Source organism: Stenotrophomonas sp. AS1, assembly GCF_048957655.1.
In the GTDB taxonomy this organism is placed as follows: domain Bacteria; phylum Pseudomonadota; class Gammaproteobacteria; order Xanthomonadales; family Xanthomonadaceae; genus Stenotrophomonas; species Stenotrophomonas bentonitica_A.
In genome coordinates this window covers 408,208-425,676 of sequence record NZ_JARVXM010000006.1, presented here as the reverse complement: position 1 = coordinate 425,676, position 17,469 = coordinate 408,208, and the positions used below count along the sequence as shown (strand labels likewise).

Genomic DNA, 17,469 nt, shown 5'->3' with positions numbered 1-17,469 from the left:
GTGATGGCTGACGATCAGTCAGGAATTGATGTGACAGGAGTAAAAATTGGCATGAACAAGGCGACGCGCAACCTCATGGGTGCGGCGACGGTGGCGGTGATCGTACTGGTGGTTGCTGTCGCAAGGTTTTCCGGCATCGCGATCCTGCATGGTCCGGACGCCGACGACGTGCTTGTACCGATGTACTTCGACATCAGTCGATCGATAGGTGAGCACGGGCTGTTTGCCGGCATGTACGACTCCGGCCTGGTGGCAGGCCTGTCGTACTGGGGCAGCCCGAGTTTTCATCCCCTGTATCCGTTCTATTTCAACTGGCTGGGCAGTGATTCTACGATTCTCGATACGCTGGATCGCCTGAAGCTGGTTTTCATTCTCCACATGGGGATCTACGGCGTCGGCAGCTATCTGCTCGGGCGTTGCCTGGGCCTGCGGCAGCTGCTGGCGATCTCCGTTGGCCTCGTCGCTCCCTTCCTGCCTGCGTTCCAGAGCGTCGGAGTGTGGCCGCCCATTTCGGCTTCACTGGCATGGTTGCCGTGGATCCTGTTCTTCCAGGCGCGGATCTACCAGCGAGGTTGGGCGCCCGGGGCGGCCATCGGCCTTGCGGCCACGGTGACGCTACTTATCTATGCGCAGCCAGCGCAGAATCTGGTGCTGGCCTTCATTGGCTCGGCAATCGTCGGGGCGGTCTACAGCGCCGTCGTGCTGAGGCAGCGGGGGTGGCAGGAAGCTCACGTCCACCTTCGGCCTATCTATGCGTCACTGGCGTTGGCCGCGGCGGTGATCGTCGTCGCTTGTTATCCGTACCTGTCCGGGGTGATGGACTTCCACAGCGATTCGATCCGGTGGCTGGGTGATGGTCGGGACATCAGCGGAAAGGACAAACTGCCCCTGTCCGCGCTGACGGCCCATGGGCTGGGCTGGAAGGCTGTTTTTGCACCCTTCGCCTTCGCTCATCAGTACAGCATGGTGGTGGGCAACCTTTATCTGGGCGCTCCCCTTGCACTGGCCTGTCTGTCCTATCCATGGTTGTTCAGGACGAGGCCGCTGATTACTGCCCTGCTTGCATCAATCGCAATCAGCGCCATCTTCTGTTTTGCTGCATTCGGCTGGCTGCTGTATCTGTTGCCGATTGCCAACAAGGTGCGCGAAGTAAACTGGTGGTCGCTGTACGTCGTCATGCTGGCTCTTCCGGTGGGTGCGCTGTGTCTGCAGCGGCTTGTGTCGTTGATCCGCCGCAAACAGCAGCGTCAGTGGATCTGGTGGCCCGAGATCTCGGCAGCGGCCATTGTCGTCATGGCATTGCTGGGCGTGCTGGTCAGTGGCGAGTTCTATTGGCAAATAATCCCTGTGGTGCTGGGCGCTGCGCTGTTGTGGTGGTCGGCCAGCAGAGGTGTCGTGATCAACAAGGCGCTGCTGAGCTTGGTCGTCATTGTTTCGGCTGCGGTACCGGTTGTCGTTGCCAAGACGCCGAGCCTGGGGCAATCGATGATCGTGCGGGGCGAACGGATAGAACAACGCCATTCGATGGCGGCCGTGTTTGCAGCCTTGGAGAGTCCGGAGAACTACCGCGTCGCCGTAAGCGAGAAGCTGCCTGATTTCAAAATCCTTGGCCACCAGCTGGCCAATCTCGGTGCCCGGGGCATTCGCGGGGACCTGAATCCACAGCGACGTTCAAAGTTCGAACTGCTTTACTTCCCCAAGCCTGCGGTGGCCCAGCTGTATGGCGTCCGCTACACGGTGGTTGCGGCAGGCACCGAGGGCGCGCGAGCCATTGATGATCGCTACGCGCTCCTCGACGATCCTGCAGCGCTGCCTCGTCTTTTCGTTGCGGAGGGTGGCCTGGCGGTCGTCCCTTCGCCTGCTGCATCACTTCAGGCAGCGGACGGCGCTCAGGTCGACCACATCTATGCCACCCCCAGGGCGGTCGAGAGACTGGGAGTAGGGCAGACGACGCTTGGCGAAGGGACATTCTCGGCGCGTCCGGTTGCTGCCTGGCATAACTCGGCTGTGATGCTGCAGGCGATCGTGGAGACCAGTGGTCCCGCCCTGCTGGTGTTGAACGAAGACAGCGACGGCAGGTGGTATGCCATCGTCGATGGCGACGTTCGACCAGGGGTGGCCGTGAATGGCTTCCAGACGGCATTCGCATTGCCGGCGGCGGGAAAGCATAGCGTCATCATCCGTCGACCTGCCGGCTTTGCCGATTACTTTGCCGGGCTGCCCGTGGGTGGACAGCAGTGAACGGTGAGCGCTCGCCGCTCGCTGGATCGGGCGCTCCCGGCCCACTGCAGCGCTTCTTCAAGGATCAGCGCGTCCTCTTCCTGATCGTCGGTGGAGCAAATACAGCGTTCAGCACGGCGTTGTTCGCGGGCCTGGTGCTGCTGCTTGGCCCCAGCGTTCCCTCCGTGACCAGCCTGGTGATCGCATGGGTTGTGTCGCTGGTGCTGGTGTTTTTCGTCTATCGCCGTTTGGTGTTCCGGGTATCAGGTCATGCGTGGCGTGACTTCGCCCGCTTCGCCAGTGTCAACCTCGGCAGTCTGATGATCAACATGGCAGCCCTGGCACTCCTCGCGGATGTGCTGGGTCTGCCCCCCATTCCGACGCAGATCCTCATCACGGTGGTCGTGGTGATCTTCAATTATGTCGGTCACAAGTATTTCTCGTTCCGGCGACGCCCGGAGCCTGGTTCCAAGGAGGAACGTTGATGACTCCTCGAGTGTCGGTCGTTGTACCTGCCTACAAGAATGCGGACTACCTGCAGCAGACCCTGGATTCGATCCTGGCGCAGGATTATCAGGATTACGAACTGGTCATTGCCGATCATTCATCCGCTGATGGAACCGAGACACTGTTGGCGCAGTATGCCGAGCACCCGCGCGTACGTGTTCTGTCACCGACCCCACCGGGCGGCGGTGCCAAGGCCAACTGGGACCGGGTAACTCAGGCCGCACGTGGTGAGCTGTTGAAGCTGGTGTGTGGTGACGACCTCATCGCACCGGATGCGCTCAGCAAGCAGGTCGCCGCGCTTGATGCCCACCCTTCTGCGGTGTTCGTCGCCTGTAAGCGGGATCTCATCGACGCGCAGGGGAAGGTGGTGATCGGTGCCCGTGGGCTCGGCGCTCTCAATGGCCTGGTCTCGGGCCGTGACGCCGTGCGCGCTTCGGTGATGGCCGGAACAAATCTGTTCGGCGAGCCCGGGTGCGTGATGTTCCGGCGCGAGCTGCTGCCTGCCAGCGGATGGGACAACAGTCATCCCTACCTCATCGATCAGGCGAGCTACACCAGCGTGATGCTGCAGGGGGACATGGTGGCGCTACGCGAAAGTCTGGCCAGCTTCAGGATCAACGCCGGGCAGTGGAGCGTGCGTCTGATGCATGAACAGGCGAATCAGGCTATCGCATTCCACAACGCGCTGGCTGCGGCAGATCCCACGCTGTTGCCAGGCCTGACGCTTCGCGTGGGGAATCTCAAGGCGCGCTTGATGGCCCATGCGCGCCGCTTGACCTATGTCTGGTTGGGTCGCCGAATGCAGGCCGGTTGAGGCCGGTTGCCGGAGTGAAGCCCCTGAGGGATGAGCGGATGACCTGCTTGCTCTCCAGGGGCGCAGTGGCGACGTTCCGCCGGCAACGTCAACGCGCTCAGCTCTCTGGCGCGTCATCCACGTTGGCGGTTTCGCCAATGATGTACTGGGGGCGATTATTGATGTTCAGCAGGATTCTGCCGGTGTACTCGCCAATCGCACCCAACGCCAGCAACTGCAGACCGCCCATGAAGAGAATGGTGATGATCAGCGAAGGCCACCCGACAGCAACCTGAGGGGAGTGCAGTTTCTGCCACAGGACGATGATCGCAAGCAGAAAGGCGATGCACGAGGCCACGATACCTGCGAGGGATACGAACCTCAGCGGAACGATCGAGAAGCTGGTGGCCATCTGCAACCACAGCGAGATGGACTTGCTGAAGCTGTAACCGGACTGCCCATCCCCACGTGCATGGTGCTGCGCGGTGACTGTTGCGATGCGTTTGTGGCTGGTGCTCTGGATCAGCAGCCCATCAAGGTAGACAAACGGTCCGTTGTACCTCCGTGCCTCTTCGCCGAGTTCGCGGACGAATCCCCGGAACGGAGAGAGGTACAGGCCCTTTGGCTTCTTGAGCAGGCGCGCGGCAACCATGTCGTTGAAGCGGCTGCCGAGCCGCTTCCATAGCGCGTGCTGCTTTTCCGGAAACTGCGCGTAGCACAGGTCTGCGCCTTCACGCAGTTTGGCGACGATCCGAGGAATGTCGGCAGGGTCGTGCTGGAGGTCGTCGTCCATCGTCACGATGTATCGACCGCGCGCTATGCCCAGCCCCGCCATGATCGCATTGTGCTGCCCTGCGTTTCGTCGTAGATCCAGGCCACGCAGCCAAGGGCGTGCCTGGGCCTGCTGCACGATGACCGACCATGCGTCATCGGGGCCGGCGTCATGCACCAGAATGACTTCAAAGCCGCCGTCCCCGAACGCCGGGAACAGTGTCTCCTCCAGTCTGGCCACCAGGTTGGGCAGGATGCCAGCGCTGCCATAGACAGGTATGACGACGGAGATTTCAGGATTCATGGGGCTGGCCGTAGTACTTGTGGATCACGCGGAGAGGGTAGTCTGGACCAAAATCCAGCCCGATGTCGCGCGCCGTGCGCTCGGCCAGCGCGGTATCAATCACCATCTCCTCCCCCCTGTCCACCGCGATGACCTGCGCGCGGCGTCCCAGTACGGACTCGAACAGGCTCACGATCTCCGTCATCGGCAGCGACCATGGGGATGCGATCGAGGCCACCTTGGGCACCGGTCCCGCGCCGGAAAGCAGCTGCGCGGCGATGCGGACGACGTCGTCGATATCGATCAGATTGCGGCAGGCGCGTGTCCAGACGGTCACCGGATCGCCGGCCAGGATGCGGTCACGCAGGAAGTTGGTGAGGGTGTTCGGATTGCGGGTATGCCCGACCACCTGCGGAAGGCGCAGCACGATACCGGCCGGATGCGCGGCGACCAGCGCTTCCATGGCACGTTTGTGCCGGAAATAGGGGGAGTCCTGCAGCGGGTTGACCACATTGCAGCTGCCGAAATAGACCAGCCGGGTGATGTCGCCGGCCAGGTACTGCGCCAGCATGGCACGCTCGCGCGCGAAGGCGGCCGGGTCTGTTTCGCTGGAGTTGGAGACCCCGGAGGCGAATATGACGGTTCTTGCGTCGTCTGCGAACAGGGGCGTGAACGCTCGGGCCACCAGTCCCGAACCGACGATCATCGCAGGTCCCCGGTCGGTAGGCAGTGGCGGAAAGGTACGGGCATATCGAATCACGTCCATGCTGGGCGGCCGGTGGCAGCGCTGTGGCCACCCGGGGGGCTTACCTTACGCGGCCTGGACGGCCCGCGGAAAGAGGCAGGGCGTGAGGGACGAGGCCATCACGCCCTGCGGGGCGGGCTCAGCCCAGCGCCGCTTCCAGCTCCGGCAGCAGGGTGAACAGGTCGCCCACCAGGCCGATATCGGCGATCTCGAAGATCGGCGAGTCCGGATCCTTGTTGATCGCCACGATGGTGCCGGCGTCCTTGATCCCGGTCAGATGCTGGATGGCACCGCTGATGCCCACGGCCACGTACAGCTCCGGCGAGATGATCTTGCCGGTCTGGCCCACCTGCAGGTCGCTCGGCACATAGCCGGCGTCCACGGCGGCGCGCGAGGCACCCACGGCGGCGCCGAGCTTGTCGGCGAGCTGGAAGATCACCTTGAAGTTCTCTTCCGAGCCCACGCCACGGCCGCCGGAGACCACGCGCTTGGCGCTCTGCAGGTCCGGTCGGTCGGTCGCGCCGGCGGCCAGGCCGATGAAGCGGGTGTGGCTCGGCAGGGCCGCATCCACGTTGGCCGCTTCCACGGAGGCGCTGCCGCCCTTGGCCGCTTCCGGCCACGAGGCAGCGCGCACGGTGGCGACCACGATCTGGTCGGCCGGCACCTCGACGGTGATGATGGCGTTGCCCGCATAGATCGGGCGCTTGAAGGTGTGGCTGCCTTCGACGGTCATCAGGTCGGAGACCTGGTTGACGCCCAGCAGGGCGGCCACGCACGGCATCAGGTCCTTGCCGAAGGTGGTGGAGGGGCCGAACACGTGGGTGTAGCCGGTGGCCAGCTGCGCGATCTGCGGGGCCAGGACCTGGGCCAGCGCCTGCGCGTTGGCGGCGTTGGTCACGGTCAGCACCTTGGCGACGCCGGCCAGCTGCGCTGCTTCAGCGGCGGCTGCGGTCGCGTCGGCGGCCAGCACCAGCACGTCGATGCTGGCGCCGCTGATCGCAGCGGCCGCACTGACGGTCTTGGCGGTGGCGGCGTTGAGCTTGCCGTCGTGGTGTTCAGCGACAACGAGGATCTTGGTCATTACAGCAACCCCTTCTGCTTGAGTGCAGCGACCAGTTCGGCCGCGTCCTTGACCATCACGCCCTTGCTGCGCTTGACCGGCGCGGCGTACTGGGTGGTCTTGAAGGTATCGGCGGCTTCAACGCCGAGGTCGGCCAGCTGCAGGGTCTCCAGCGGCTTGGCCTTGGCCTTCATGATGTCGGGTAGCTTGATGAAGCGCGGCTCGTTCAGGCGCAGGTCCGTGGTGACCACGGCCGGCAGGTCCACTTCCAGCGTTTCCAGGCCGGCGTCGACTTCACGGGTCACCGTGGCCTTGCCGTCGGCGATCTCCAGCTTGCTGGCGAAGGTCGCCTGCGGGCGCCCCCACAGCGTGGCCAGCATCTGGCCGGTCTGGTTGGCATCGTCGTCGATGGCCTGCTTGCCGAGGATCACCAGGTCCGGCTGTTCCTTCTCCACCAGCTTGAGCAGGGTGCGGGCGGCCGTCAGCGGCTGGATCGCCTGGTCGGTCACGACGTGGATGGCGCGGTTGGCGCCCATGGCCAGGCCGTTGCGCAGGTGCGCCTGGGCATCGGCCGGTGCGATCGTGGCGACCACGACCTCGGTGGCGATGCCCTTGTCGCGCAGGCGCAGCGCTTCTTCCAGGGCGATTTCATCGAACGGGTTGGGGGACAGCTTGACGCCGTCGGTGACCACGCCGGAACCGTCCGGCTTGACCTGAATGCGGACGTTGTAGTCCACCACGCGCTTGTACGCGACGAGGATTTTCATCTGGTGCTGGATCCTTCAATAACGGGAGAACGTCCGGTTCTTTGAGTAGCAACCGGTTCGGGGGTGGGACCGCGATTCTAACTGGCCCGGGGGGACCATGCGAATGCGTATGGTTATGCTGCATTGCGACATGAAATTGCGGGGTGAGGTCTGTTGTTCACACTGCGCGGGCAGTCGTGAAGACGGCCGCCATGTATCCTGTGGCGCTGAGTCGGGGCGCCATCAGGCCCCTGCGCGCATATCGAACAGGAGAATGGGTAGTGCCCACATGGCTTGTCACCGGCGGAGCCGGATTCATTGGCGGTAACTTTGTCCTCGAAGCGGTCGCCAAAGGCGTGCGCGTCATCAACCTCGATGCGCTGACCTACGCGGGCAACCTCAAGACCCTGGCCACGCTTGAGGGCAATCCGGACCACGTGTTCGTCGAGGGCGACATCGGCGACCAGGCGCTGGTATCGCGCCTGCTGGCCGAGCACCAGCCCGACGCGGTGCTGAACTTCGCCGCCGAAAGCCACGTGGACCGTTCCATCGACGGCCCGGGCGCGTTCATCCAGACCAACGTGGTCGGCACCCTGGCGCTGCTGGAAGCCGTGCGCGATTACTGGAAGGCACTGCCGGCCGACAAGGGCCAGGCGTTCCGCTTCCTGCACGTATCCACCGATGAGGTCTACGGCACCCTCGGCGAGACCGGCAAGTTCAGCGAGACCACCCCGTATGCGCCGAACTCGCCGTACTCGGCGTCCAAGGCGGCCTCGGACCATCTGGTGCGCGCGTTCCACCACACCTACGGGCTGCCGGTGCTGACCACCAACTGCTCCAACAACTACGGCCCGTACCACTTCCCCGAGAAGCTGATCCCGCTGGTGATCGCCAAGGCCCTGGCCGGCGAACCGCTGCCGGTCTACGGCGATGGCAAGCAGGTGCGCGACTGGCTGTTCGTGAGCGACCACTGCGAAGCGATCCGCACCGTGCTGGCCAAGGGCCAGGTCGGCGAGACCTACAACGTCGGCGGCAACTCCGAGAAGCAGAACATCGAAGTGGTGCAGGCGATCTGCGCACTGCTCGATGCACGCCGCCCGCGTGAGGATGGCCAGCCGCGCGCCAGCCAGATCACCTATGTGACCGACCGCCCCGGCCATGACCGCCGCTACGCGATCGATGCCTCCAAGCTCAAGGACCAGCTGGGCTGGGAACCGAAGTACACCTTCGAGCAGGGCATCGGCTTCACCGTGGACTGGTACCTGGACAACCAGGACTGGGTCAACGGCGTACTCGACGGCAGCTACCGCCTGCAGCGCATCGGCACCACCGCCTGAGTGCGGTGATCACCAGACTGAGGACAACCGCATGACTCAACGCAAGGGCATCATCCTCGCGGGTGGTTCGGGCACGCGCCTGTATCCGATCACCAAGGGCGTCAGCAAGCAGCTGCTGCCCGTGTACGACAAGCCGATGATCTACTACCCGCTCAGCGTGCTGATGCTGGCCGGGATCCGCGACGTGCTGATCATCAACACGCCGCACGAGCAGGCGCTGTTCCAGAGCCTGCTCGGCGACGGCTCGCAGTGGGGCATGAACATCGAGTACGCCGTGCAGCCGAGTCCGGACGGGCTGGCGCAGGCCTACCTGATCGGCAAGGAGTTCATCGGCGGCAAGCCGAGCTGCCTGGTGCTGGGCGACAACATCTTCCACGGCCATGGCCTGCGTGAAGTGCTGCGCAATGCCGACCAGCGCGATACCGGTGCCACGGTGTTCGGTTACTGGGTCAATGATCCGGAACGCTACGGCGTGGCCGAATTCGACGCCGCCGGCAAGGTCATCGACCTGGTCGAGAAGCCGGAGAAGCCGCGGTCTAACTATGCCGTCACCGGGCTGTACTTCTACGACGGCAACGCCAGCGATTACGCCGCCGAACTGAAGCCCTCGCCGCGTGGCGAGCTGGAAATCACCGATCTCAACCAGCGTTACCTGCGCGAGGGCAACCTGCATCTGGAAGCGCTGGGTCGTGGCTATGCGTGGCTGGATACCGGCACCCACCAGTCGCTGCTGGAAGCCTCCAACTTCATCGAGACCATCCAGACCCGCCAGGGCCTGCAGGTCTGCTGCCCGGAAGAAATCGCCTTCGGCCAGGGCTGGATCAATGCCGAGCAGCTGGAGAGGCTGGCAGCGCCGTTGATCAAGAACGGCTACGGCCAGTACCTGCACACGCTGGCTGTGCGAGGAGTAGTGCCGTGAAGATTGTCGAAACCAAGCTGCCCGGTTGCGTGGTGATCGAGCCTGCCGTCTTCGGCGACGAGCGCGGGTTCTTCTTCGAGACCTGGAACGCGGCCCGCTTCGGTGAGCATGGACTGCCGACGAAATTCGTACAGAGCAACGTCTCCAGCTCGTCCAAGGGCGTGCTGCGCGGCCTGCACTATCAGTGGCCGCGGCCGCAGGGCAAGCTGGTCAGCGTGCTTGAAGGCGAAGTCTACGACGTGGCCGTGGATATCCGTCGCGGCTCGCCGACCTTCGGCCAGTGGGCCGCCGTGGTGCTGAGCGCGGAGAACAAAAAGCAGTTCTGGATTCCGGAAGGCTTCGCGCACGGTTTCGCCGTGCTCTCCGAACGCGCGATCTTCAGCTATCTGTGCACCGAGGTGTACCTGAAGGACTTCGACGCCGGCGTCCGCTGGAACGATGCCGACATCGCCGTCGACTGGCCGATCAGCGCACCCACGCTGTCGGCCAAGGACGAGTCCGCGCCGTTCCTGAAGGACATCGCCGAGGACCGCCTGCCGGTCTACCAGCCGTGACGATCCTGCTGCTGGGGGCCAATGGCCAGCTTGGCCAGGAACTGCGACGCGCGCTGGCCCCGCTGGGGACGATCGTGGCGACCACGCGCAGCGGCGCGCTGCCCGATGGCAGCGCGTGCGAAGTGGCCGACTTCGACCAGCCCGCCTCTCTGACCGCATTGCTGGACCGCGTCCAGCCGACGGTGGTGGTCAATGCCGCCGCGTACACGGCGGTCGACCGTGCCGAGGGCGACCGCGATGCCGCGTTCCGCGCCAATGCCGAAGCGCCGGGCGTACTGGCGAAGTGGTGCGCGCAGGCCGGCGTCCCATTGGTGCATTACTCCACCGATTACGTGTTCGACGGGCAGGGCACGCGCCCGTACCGGGAAGACGATGCGACCGCCCCGCTGGGCGTGTATGGCGCCAGCAAGCTGGCCGGTGAGCAAGCCATCCGTGCGGCCGGTGGACGCCACCTGATCTTCCGCACGGCCTGGGTATACGCCTCGCACAGCGCCAACTTCCTGCGCACGATGCTGCGGGTGGGGGCCGAGCGCGACGTCCTGCGTGTGGTGGCTGATCAGGTCGGTACGCCGACGCCGGCAGCGTTGATTGCCGATGTGACCGCGCAGGCGCTGCAGCACGACGGCGCACTGTCGGGCACGTGGCATCTGACCGCCAAGGGCGAGACCAGCTGGCACGGCTTTGCCGAAGCGATCTTTGCGGAGGCGGTGGCAACAGGCGTGCTGCCGCGGGCGCCGAAAGTCGAGGCGATCACTACGGCCGAGTACCCGACGCCGGCCAAGCGCCCCGCCTATTCGCACCTGGATGTGGCGAAGCTGGAGCAGGACTTCGGCGTTGTGCTGCCGAGCTGGCAGGACGGCCTGAAGCGGGTCATCGCGGACGGTTGAGCCAGACGTGGAGCCACGCCATGCGTGGCTGACGCGGTGTCAGGATCCCAGGCAGGGCAGCCACGCATGGCGTGGCTCTACCCGCAATAAAAAAACCCGGCCTTGGCCGGGTTTTCTGTTTATCTGCCTGCCGTCGATCAGGTACGGCCGTAGGTATCTTCAAACCGCACGATGTCGTCCTCGCCCAGATAGCTGCCGGACTGCACTTCGATCAGTTCCAGCGGCAGCTTGCCCGGGTTCTTCAGGCGATGGGTCACGCCCAGCGGAATGTACGTGCTCTGGTTCTCGGTGAGCAGCAGCACTTCCTCGCCGCGGGTCACTTCGGCCGTGCCGCTGACCACGATCCAGTGCTCGGCACGGTGGTGGTGCATCTGCAGGCTCAGCGTTGCACCCGGCTTGACGGTGATGCGCTTGACCTGGAAGCGGGCACCGTTGTCGATCGAGTCGTACGCGCCCCAGGGGCGGTACACCTTGCGGTGCCAGGTTGCTTCGGGGCGCCCATCGGCCTTGATCTGCGCGACCACCTGCTTGATCTCCTGCATGCGGTCGCTCTTGCCGACCATCACCGCATCATCGGTTTCCACCACGATCACATCGTCCAGGCCGACCAGGGCGATCAGCCGCTCGCCGTAGGCGAAGGTGTTGCGGCAGTCGATCGCGATCACATCGCCGTGGTGCGCGTTGCCATCCCCATCCTGTTCGGATACATCACGCAGCGCGGTCCACGAGCCCACATCGTTCCAGCCGGCATCCAGCGGCACGACCACGGCATCAGCGGTCTTTTCCATCACTGCGTAGTCGATGGAATCCGAGGGCACGGCGGCGAAGGCGTCCTTGTCCAGGCGGGTGAAATCACTGTCACGACGCGCCTGCTGCCAGGCGGTGCGGCTGCCGGCCAGCATGGCGGGGTGGAACTTCTCCAGCTCGGCCAGGAATCGGGACGCCTTGAACAGGAACATGCCGCTGTTCCAGAAGTACTCGCCCGACTGCACGTAAGCGGTCGCGGTCTGTGCATCCGGCTTCTCGACAAACCGGTCCACGGCGCGGACATCGCCGCCGGAGGCCGCCTTGATGTAGCCATAGCCGGTTTCCGGGCCGGTCGGCACGATGCCGAAGGTCACCAGCTTGCCGGACTCCGCGGCCGGCACCGCACGCAGCACCGCAGCGCGGAACGCATTCTCGTCGGCAATCACGTGGTCTGAAGGCAGCACCAGCAGCAGCGCATCATCACCGTCACGGGTCGCTTCCAGTGCCGCCACCGCGATGGCAGGTGCGGTATTGCGGCCGACCGGCTCCAGCAGGATCGCCTGCGGCTGCACGCCCAGCTGCTGCAACTGCTCGGCGGCCACGAAGCGGTGTTCCTCGTTGGCGACGATCAGCGGCGCGCGCCCAGCGATCGCTGCTACGCGCTGCCAGGTCGCCTGCAGCATGGTCTGTTCGCCGGCCAGGGCCAGGAACTGCTTGGGGTAGGACTCGCGCGACAGCGGCCACAGGCGGGTGCCGGACCCACCGGAAAGGATGACGGGAAGAAGGTTCTGCATGGTGGGGTATTCGCCTCAGGCGTCCTTGAGCAACTGGGAAATTTCGTCGGTGCGTGCGCGCAGCAGCGCTGCGTCGCCGCGGGTTTCAACATTCAGGCGCAGCAGCGGCTCGGTATTGGAGCTGCGCAGGTTGAAGCGCCAGTCGCCGAAATCGGCGCTGATGCCATCGGTGTGGTCCAGCGACGGTGCCTGCGCAGCGTAATGCTCCATCACGCGGGCAACGGAACGCTTGGCGTCGGCCACCTTGAAGTTGATCTCGCCGCTGCACGGGAACTTCTGCATGCGCGCCTCGACCAGGTCGGCCAGCGAGCGGCCGGACTCGGAGACCAGCGCGGCGATCAGCAGCCACGGGATCATCCCGGAATCGGCGTAGGCGAACTCGCGGAAATAGTGGTGCGCGCTCATCTCGCCGCCATAGACGGCATTTTCCGAGCGCATCTTCTCCTTGATGAAGGCATGGCCGCTCTTGCACAGCACCGGCTGGCCACCGGCTTCCTCGACCATTTCCACCGTGTTCCAGGTCAGGCGCGGGTCGTGCACGATCTTGCCGCCGGGCTGGCGCGCCAGGATCGCCTGGGCGAGCAGGCCGACCAGGTAATAGCCTTCGATGAAGCGGCCATTGTGGTCGAAGAAGAAGCAGCGGTCGAAATCGCCATCCCAGGCGATGCCGAAGTCCGCGCCATGCTCGCGCACGGCCTGCGCGGTGACCTCGCGGTTCTCCGGCAGCAGCGGGTTGGGGATGCCGTTGGGGAAGCTGCCGTCGGGTTCATGGCAGATGCGGATGAACTCCAGCGGCAGGTGCGGGGCGAGCAGATCCACGATCATGCCGGCGCCGCCGTTGCCGGCATTGACCACCAGCTTCAGCGGCTTGAGCGCCTTGGGCTCGATGTAGCTCAGCAGGTGGGCGATGTAGGCGCTCTTGTCCGGATGCGACTGCAGGCCGGCGCTCGGCTCGGCTGCGGGGGCCTGGTCGGCCTCGACCGCGTCGGAGATCGCGAACAGGCCGGTATCGGAGCTGATCGGACGGGCCTGCTCCTTGACCAGCTTCATGCCGTTGTAATCCATCGGATTATGGCTGGCGGTGACCATTACCCCGCCGGCCGCCTTCAGGTGGTCCACCTGGAAATAGACTTCTTCGGTCCCGCACAGCCCGATGTCGAGCACCTCGCGGCCGGCGCCGCGCAGGCCGGCTGCCAGGGCATCCTGCAGGGCCCCGCTGGTGAGGCGGACATCGTGGCCCACCACCACCGTGCCGGGCGACAGCTGGGCGGCCAGGGCCACGCCGATGCGGCGGGCCAGATCTTCGTTCAGTTCATCCGGAACCCGGCCGCGGATGTCGTACGCCTTGAATGCGGGGAGCGTCATCTATTCAGTCCTTCTGACAGTCAGCGCACTAGTTTAGCCGCTGCCGTGTATGGGAATCGTTTTCACCGGCGCGGGCCGGGTCAACGCCGGACCCCGGGGGCAGGGAAAGCCCCGGGCAATGGCTACAATGGCCGCTTACATCAACGAGGTGAGGGCGTAGATGAGCAAGTCCCCAGACAACGCCGGGCGACGTGGCAAGCAGTACGCCAGTGCGGCTGAAGCGCTGCAAGGCGCCATCGCCGATGGCCAGACCCTGGCGGTCGGCGGGTTCGGCCTGTGCGGTATTCCCGAGGCCCTGATCGCCGCGCTGCGCGATACCGGTGCCAAGGACCTGACCGTGATCTCCAACAATGCGGGCGTGGATGGCTTCGGCCTCGGCCAGCTGCTGGCGACCCGCCAGATCCGCAAGATGATCTCCTCCTACGTGGGCGAGAACAAGGAGTTCGAGCGTCAGTACCTGGCCGGCGAGCTGGAGCTGGAGTTCAACCCGCAGGGCACCCTGGCCGAGCGGCTGCGCGCCGGCGGTGCGGGCATTCCGGCCTTCTTCACCGCGACCGGCTACGGCACGGTGGTGGCCGAAGGCAAGGAAACCCGCGAGTTCGACGGCAAGCACTACGTGATGGAGACCGCGTTGCGCGCCGACATCGCGCTGGTCAAGGCGTGGAAGGCCGACGAGGCCGGCAACCTGGTGTTCCGCAAGACCGCGCGCAACTTCAACCCGGCCTGCGCGATGGCCGGCAAGCTGTGCATCGTGGAAGTGGAAGAGGTGGTGCCGGTGGGCAGCATCGACCCGGACCAGGTGCATCTGCCGGGCATCTACGTGCACCGCATCGTGCACAACCCGCACCCCGAGAAGCGTATCGAACAGCGTACCGTGCGCCAGGAGGCGAACTGAGATGGCCTGGACCCGTGATGAAATGGCACAGCGCGCCGCGCGCGAGCTGACCGACGGTGCGTACGTGAACCTGGGCATCGGTCTGCCGACCCTGGTGGCCAACCATATTCCCGACGGCGTGGACGTGTGGTTGCAGTCCGAGAATGGGCTGCTGGGCATCGGCCCGTTCCCGACCGAAGCCGAAGTGGATGCCGACCTGATCAACGCCGGCAAGCAGACGGTGACCGCACGCGCGGGCGCCAGCTACTTTGGCAGCCACGACAGCTTCGCGATGATCCGTGGCGGTCATATCAACCTGGCCATCCTCGGCGCGATGCAGGTCACCGACAAGGGCGATCTGGCCAACTGGATGGTGCCCGGCAAGATGGTCAAGGGCATGGGCGGGGCGATGGATCTGGTCGCAGGCGTGCAGCGCGTGGTGGTGCTGATGGAGCACACCGCCAAGAACGGCGAGCACAAGATTCTGTCCGAGTGCAATCTGCCGCTGACCGGTGTTGGCGTGGTCGATCGCATCATCACCGACCTGGCCGTGTTCGATGTCACCGACAAGGGCCTGGTGCTGATCGAGTCCGCGCCGGGCGTGGGTATCGATGAGCTGAAGGAAAAGACCGGCGTGGCCTTCGGCCAGGCCTGATCGCTGTCGCCGCCGTGGTGCCCGTGCGACGGGCACCACGATAGTCGTTGAGGATTCCATGGATCTGCATCTGCGCGAGGCCGAGGTGAGTTGGCACCGCCACTGGCTGCCCCGCGACGCCGCCGACACCCTCCAGCGCACGCTGCGCGAGGATGTCCCGTGGGAGGTACACAGGATCCGCATGTTCGGCCGCCAGGTCGATTCCCCGCGGCTGAGCTGCTGGATGGGCGACCCGGCCGCCCGTTACCGCTATTCCGGTACCGAGTTCGTGCCGCAGGCGTGGCATCCGGCGCTGCTGCCGCTTCGGGATCAGCTGGCCGCATTCTGTGGCCACGCGTTCAACAGCGTGCTGCTCAACCGTTACCGCGATGGTGATGACGGGATGGGCTGGCACAGTGACAACGAGCCCGAGCTGGGGCCGGCGCCGGTGATCGCGTCACTGAGCCTGGGCGCCGGGCGGCGGTTCCTGCTGCGGCGTCGGGACGACCATGCGAAAAAGGCCGAGGTCCTGCTGGACCATGGCGATCTGCTGGTGATGGGTGGGCAGACCCAGCGCCATTACCAGCATTGCCTGCCGAAGAGCGCCCGGCCGCTGGCCGAGCGCCTCAATCTGACCTTCCGCTGGATCAACGCACCCGGGCAGGGGTAACCGCGCTGCGGGCGTGATCCTGCTCGCCGGTCACCAGCGTCCAGCCCACCACGTTCGTGGTCAGTGTCTGCAACCCCTGTTCCAGCGCGGCGGTGACCTGGGCGACGTCGGTGCTGCCGACCGGGTTTTCCTGGCGGAAGGTGCGGTCGGCGACCACGCGCTGGTCGATCACGTGGATCAGTTTGGCGTTCACTTCGATCAGCGCGGTCGGCGTGGCCTGGCCGCGGTAATCGGCTTCGAAACGGCGCACGTCCATGGCCAGTTTGTAGTCGGCGCGGATGCCGGTGGTGACCCGGGCCACGCCGTTGATGCGGCCGGAATCCTCGAAGCCGCGCACCAGCGCGTCGTCGAGCATGTCGGTGGCCGGCTGGGCCCAGCTCACGCCCTTGTAGACCTCCAGCTCGGAGGGGGTCGGACGTACGTTGATGCGCGGGCTGTCGACCACGCGGGCGGCGCTGGGCTTGACCAGCACCAGCTGCCAATCGACGGTCGGCCAGCTCGGGTCGGCCTGGATGCGCACCACGGGCGAATAGATCGTCACCGCGCTGCGTTCGTTGCTGCCCAGCAGCGAGCAGCCGCCAAGCGCGGCGATCAGGGCGATCGGCAGCAGGGGCCGGAAGAAGGTCGCGTGGCTCATTTGGGTTCGAACTCCTTGGGTGCGTCACGGCCGAGCAGATAGCGTGCCGGGTTGTTGTCCAAGCGGTCGCTGACCCGGCGCAGGTCGCGGATCAGGCCGCGCAGCTCGGTGAGGGTCGGGCCGAGCTGGGCCAGGCCATCATTGGCGAAGCTGTTGATCGCGGCACGGTTCTCGCCAAGGATCGAGTCGGCATTGCCGGCGGCCGAGTCCAGCTTGCTCAGCGTGGTTTCCAGCTTGTCCAGGATCGGCGGCAGCTGCTGCACCAGATTCTTGTCCAGCCGCTGGATGGTGCCGTTGGTGCTCTTGAGGGTCACATCCAGGCTGCGGGCGGCATCACGCGCGCTCAGCAGCAGCGCCTGGGTACCCTGGTCGCGGTCGGCCAGGCCGCCGCTGATGGTTTCCAGGTTGGCCAGGGTGGCGTTGATGCTGGCCACGTTGCGGTCGCTGAGCACCTGATCCATGCGCTCGACGATGCGGTTGGCCACGTCGGTGATGTTCTGCAGCGCCGAGGGGGTGGTCGGGATGATCGGCGCCGGATCCTTGTTGACCGCGGTCAGCGCGGGCGACTGCGGCGTGCCGCCACTGAGCTGGATGATCGACGGGCCGGTCAGGCTGGTGATCGCCAGCTTGGCGCGGGTGTCGGTCTTGACCGGCGTATTGGAGTTCAGGCGGATCCGTGCGACCACCTGGCGCGGATCGTCCGGTACCAGGTTCAGTTCGGTGATCGAGCCGACCGCGATGCCGTTGTACTGCACCGGGCTGCCGACCGACAGGCCGGTGACGGCCTCGCGGAACACCACGCGGTACTCGGTCCAGGTGCGATCGGAGGAGTACTTGGCGGCCCACAGGCCGAAGGCCAGCAGCGCCAGGCCCACTATCAGGGTGAAGGCGCCGATCAGGACGTAATTGGCTTTGGTTTCCATGGC

General features: G+C 65.2%; 18 protein-coding genes. 10 read left to right on the top strand and 8 right to left on the bottom strand.

What is annotated here, in order from left to right; genetic code table 11:
- Positions 1–3: 3 nt before the first annotated feature.
- Genes PV764_RS10875 through PV764_RS10865 form a run of 3 tightly spaced genes read left to right on the top strand, consistent with a single transcriptional unit; the run spans position 4 to position 3,541 of the window.
- Positions 4–2,241 (top strand): hypothetical protein, encoded by a 2,238-nt coding sequence (locus tag PV764_RS10875; protein WP_421116590.1) that lies wholly within the window; start codon positions 4–6, stop codon positions 2,239–2,241.
- Positions 2,238–2,705 carry a GtrA family protein gene (locus PV764_RS10870; RefSeq protein ID WP_070426563.1) on the top strand — a complete coding sequence of 156 codons (468 nt, stop codon included), beginning with the start codon at positions 2,238–2,240 and terminating at the stop codon, positions 2,703–2,705. The genes PV764_RS10875 and PV764_RS10870 overlap by 4 nt, the downstream gene beginning before the upstream one ends.
- Entirely contained in the window at positions 2,705–3,541 is an 837-nt protein-coding gene (locus PV764_RS10865; RefSeq protein WP_070426564.1) for a glycosyltransferase family 2 protein, read from the top strand. The genes PV764_RS10870 and PV764_RS10865 overlap by 1 nt, the downstream gene beginning before the upstream one ends.
- A gap of 97 nt (positions 3,542–3,638) precedes the next feature.
- Here the strand turns inward: PV764_RS10865 and PV764_RS10860 are convergent, their stop codons facing one another.
- The 4 genes from PV764_RS10860 to PV764_RS10845 all read right to left on the bottom strand — a co-directional run bounded on the left by PV764_RS10860 (position 3,639) and on the right by PV764_RS10845 (position 7,146).
- A complete protein-coding gene (locus tag PV764_RS10860) occupies positions 3,639–4,595 on the bottom strand; it encodes a glycosyltransferase family 2 protein (protein WP_421116589.1) in 957 nt (318 codons plus the stop codon).
- Positions 4,585–5,280, bottom strand: coding sequence for an NAD-dependent epimerase/dehydratase family protein (locus tag PV764_RS10855; RefSeq protein ID WP_046273791.1), 696 nt, complete (start codon positions 5,278–5,280; stop codon positions 4,585–4,587). The genes PV764_RS10860 and PV764_RS10855 overlap by 11 nt, the downstream gene beginning before the upstream one ends.
- A 178-nt stretch (positions 5,281–5,458) precedes the next feature.
- Positions 5,459–6,400 carry an electron transfer flavoprotein subunit alpha/FixB family protein gene (locus PV764_RS10850; protein ID WP_046273792.1) on the bottom strand — a complete coding sequence of 314 codons (942 nt, stop codon included), beginning with the start codon at positions 6,398–6,400 and terminating at the stop codon, positions 5,459–5,461.
- A complete protein-coding gene (locus PV764_RS10845) occupies positions 6,400–7,146 on the bottom strand; it encodes an electron transfer flavoprotein subunit beta/FixA family protein (RefSeq protein WP_070426566.1) in 747 nt (248 codons plus the stop codon). The genes PV764_RS10850 and PV764_RS10845 overlap by 1 nt, the downstream gene beginning before the upstream one ends.
- 260 nt (positions 7,147–7,406) lie before the next feature.
- Between PV764_RS10845 and rfbB the strand changes: the two genes are divergently transcribed.
- Genes rfbB through rfbD form a run of 4 tightly spaced genes read left to right on the top strand, consistent with a single transcriptional unit; the run spans position 7,407 to position 10,822 of the window.
- A complete protein-coding gene (gene rfbB / locus PV764_RS10840) occupies positions 7,407–8,462 on the top strand; it encodes a dTDP-glucose 4,6-dehydratase (RefSeq protein ID WP_046273794.1) in 1,056 nt (351 codons plus the stop codon).
- A gap of 31 nt (positions 8,463–8,493) precedes the next feature.
- Entirely contained in the window at positions 8,494–9,381 is an 888-nt protein-coding gene (rfbA, locus tag PV764_RS10835; protein ID WP_046273795.1) for a glucose-1-phosphate thymidylyltransferase RfbA, read from the top strand.
- Entirely contained in the window at positions 9,378–9,935 is a 558-nt protein-coding gene (gene rfbC / locus PV764_RS10830) for a dTDP-4-dehydrorhamnose 3,5-epimerase (protein ID WP_019182577.1), read from the top strand. Before rfbA ends, rfbC begins: the two co-directional genes overlap by 4 nt.
- The gene (gene rfbD / locus PV764_RS10825) at positions 9,932–10,822 is read left to right on the top strand and encodes a dTDP-4-dehydrorhamnose reductase (RefSeq protein WP_421116588.1); all 891 of its coding nucleotides are present in this window, start codon (positions 9,932–9,934) and stop codon (positions 10,820–10,822) included. Before rfbC ends, rfbD begins: the two co-directional genes overlap by 4 nt.
- Before the next feature lie 137 nt (positions 10,823–10,959).
- Here the strand turns inward: rfbD and PV764_RS10820 are convergent, their stop codons facing one another.
- Complete coding sequence (locus tag PV764_RS10820; RefSeq protein WP_046273797.1) at positions 10,960–12,363, bottom strand: mannose-1-phosphate guanylyltransferase/mannose-6-phosphate isomerase; 1,404 nt, start codon at positions 12,361–12,363, stop codon at positions 10,960–10,962.
- A gap of 15 nt (positions 12,364–12,378) precedes the next feature.
- A complete protein-coding gene (locus PV764_RS10815; RefSeq protein WP_421116587.1) occupies positions 12,379–13,728 on the bottom strand; it encodes a phosphomannomutase in 1,350 nt (449 codons plus the stop codon).
- A 160-nt stretch (positions 13,729–13,888) separates the two neighbouring features.
- On the opposite strand from PV764_RS10815, the gene PV764_RS10810 reads away from it, so the two are divergent.
- From PV764_RS10810 to PV764_RS10800, 3 genes are read left to right on the top strand one after another with little or no spacing between them, the layout of a single operon-like run.
- Entirely contained in the window at positions 13,889–14,623 is a 735-nt protein-coding gene (locus PV764_RS10810; RefSeq protein ID WP_019182573.1) for a 3-oxoacid CoA-transferase subunit A, read from the top strand.
- 1 nt (position 14,624) lies between these two features.
- Entirely contained in the window at positions 14,625–15,257 is a 633-nt protein-coding gene (locus PV764_RS10805; RefSeq protein ID WP_019182572.1) for a CoA transferase subunit B, read from the top strand.
- Between the two features lie 58 nt (positions 15,258–15,315).
- Positions 15,316–15,906: an alpha-ketoglutarate-dependent dioxygenase AlkB family protein gene (locus tag PV764_RS10800; protein WP_421116586.1), complete on the top strand. Its 591-nt coding sequence runs from the start codon at positions 15,316–15,318 to the stop codon at positions 15,904–15,906.
- On the opposite strand, the gene PV764_RS10795 is transcribed toward PV764_RS10800, so the two are convergent.
- On the bottom strand, positions 15,884–16,543 hold the full coding sequence (locus PV764_RS10795) for an ABC-type transport auxiliary lipoprotein family protein (RefSeq protein WP_019182570.1): 660 nt from the start codon (positions 16,541–16,543) through the stop codon (positions 15,884–15,886). The genes PV764_RS10800 and PV764_RS10795 overlap by 23 nt on opposite strands.
- On the bottom strand, positions 16,540–17,466 hold the full coding sequence (locus PV764_RS10790) for an MlaD family protein (protein ID WP_019182569.1): 927 nt from the start codon (positions 17,464–17,466) through the stop codon (positions 16,540–16,542). The genes PV764_RS10795 and PV764_RS10790 overlap by 4 nt, the downstream gene beginning before the upstream one ends.
- Between the last annotated feature and the right edge of the window lie 3 nt (positions 17,467–17,469).

What these genes read in the sequence shown, in the direction of transcription:
- PV764_RS10875 (WP_421116590.1), top strand. Translation starts at nt 4, where the DNA reads ATGGCTGACGATCAGTCAGGAATTGATGTGACAGGAGTAAAAATTGGC.
- PV764_RS10865 (WP_070426564.1), top strand. Translation starts at nt 2,705, where the DNA reads ATGACTCCTCGAGTGTCGGTCGTTGTACCTGCCTACAAGAATGCGGAC.
- PV764_RS10860 (WP_421116589.1), bottom strand. Translation starts at nt 4,595, where the DNA reads ATGAATCCTGAAATCTCCGTCGTCATACCTGTCTATGGCAGCGCTGGC.
- PV764_RS10855 (WP_046273791.1), bottom strand. Translation starts at nt 5,280, where the DNA reads ATGATCGTCGGTTCGGGACTGGTGGCCCGAGCGTTCACGCCCCTGTTC.
- PV764_RS10850 (WP_046273792.1), bottom strand. Translation starts at nt 6,400, where the DNA reads ATGACCAAGATCCTCGTTGTCGCTGAACACCACGACGGCAAGCTCAAC.
- PV764_RS10845 (WP_070426566.1), bottom strand. Translation starts at nt 7,146, where the DNA reads ATGAAAATCCTCGTCGCGTACAAGCGCGTGGTGGACTACAACGTCCGC.
- rfbA (WP_046273795.1), top strand. Translation starts at nt 8,494, where the DNA reads ATGACTCAACGCAAGGGCATCATCCTCGCGGGTGGTTCGGGCACGCGC.
- PV764_RS10820 (WP_046273797.1), bottom strand. Translation starts at nt 12,363, where the DNA reads ATGCAGAACCTTCTTCCCGTCATCCTTTCCGGTGGGTCCGGCACCCGC.
- PV764_RS10815 (WP_421116587.1), bottom strand. Translation starts at nt 13,728, where the DNA reads ATGACGCTCCCCGCATTCAAGGCGTACGACATCCGCGGCCGGGTTCCG.
- PV764_RS10810 (WP_019182573.1), top strand. Translation starts at nt 13,889, where the DNA reads ATGAGCAAGTCCCCAGACAACGCCGGGCGACGTGGCAAGCAGTACGCC.
- PV764_RS10805 (WP_019182572.1), top strand. Translation starts at nt 14,625, where the DNA reads ATGGCCTGGACCCGTGATGAAATGGCACAGCGCGCCGCGCGCGAGCTG.
- PV764_RS10800 (WP_421116586.1), top strand. Translation starts at nt 15,316, where the DNA reads ATGGATCTGCATCTGCGCGAGGCCGAGGTGAGTTGGCACCGCCACTGG.
- PV764_RS10795 (WP_019182570.1), bottom strand. Translation starts at nt 16,543, where the DNA reads ATGAGCCACGCGACCTTCTTCCGGCCCCTGCTGCCGATCGCCCTGATC.
- PV764_RS10790 (WP_019182569.1), bottom strand. Translation starts at nt 17,466, where the DNA reads ATGGAAACCAAAGCCAATTACGTCCTGATCGGCGCCTTCACCCTGATA.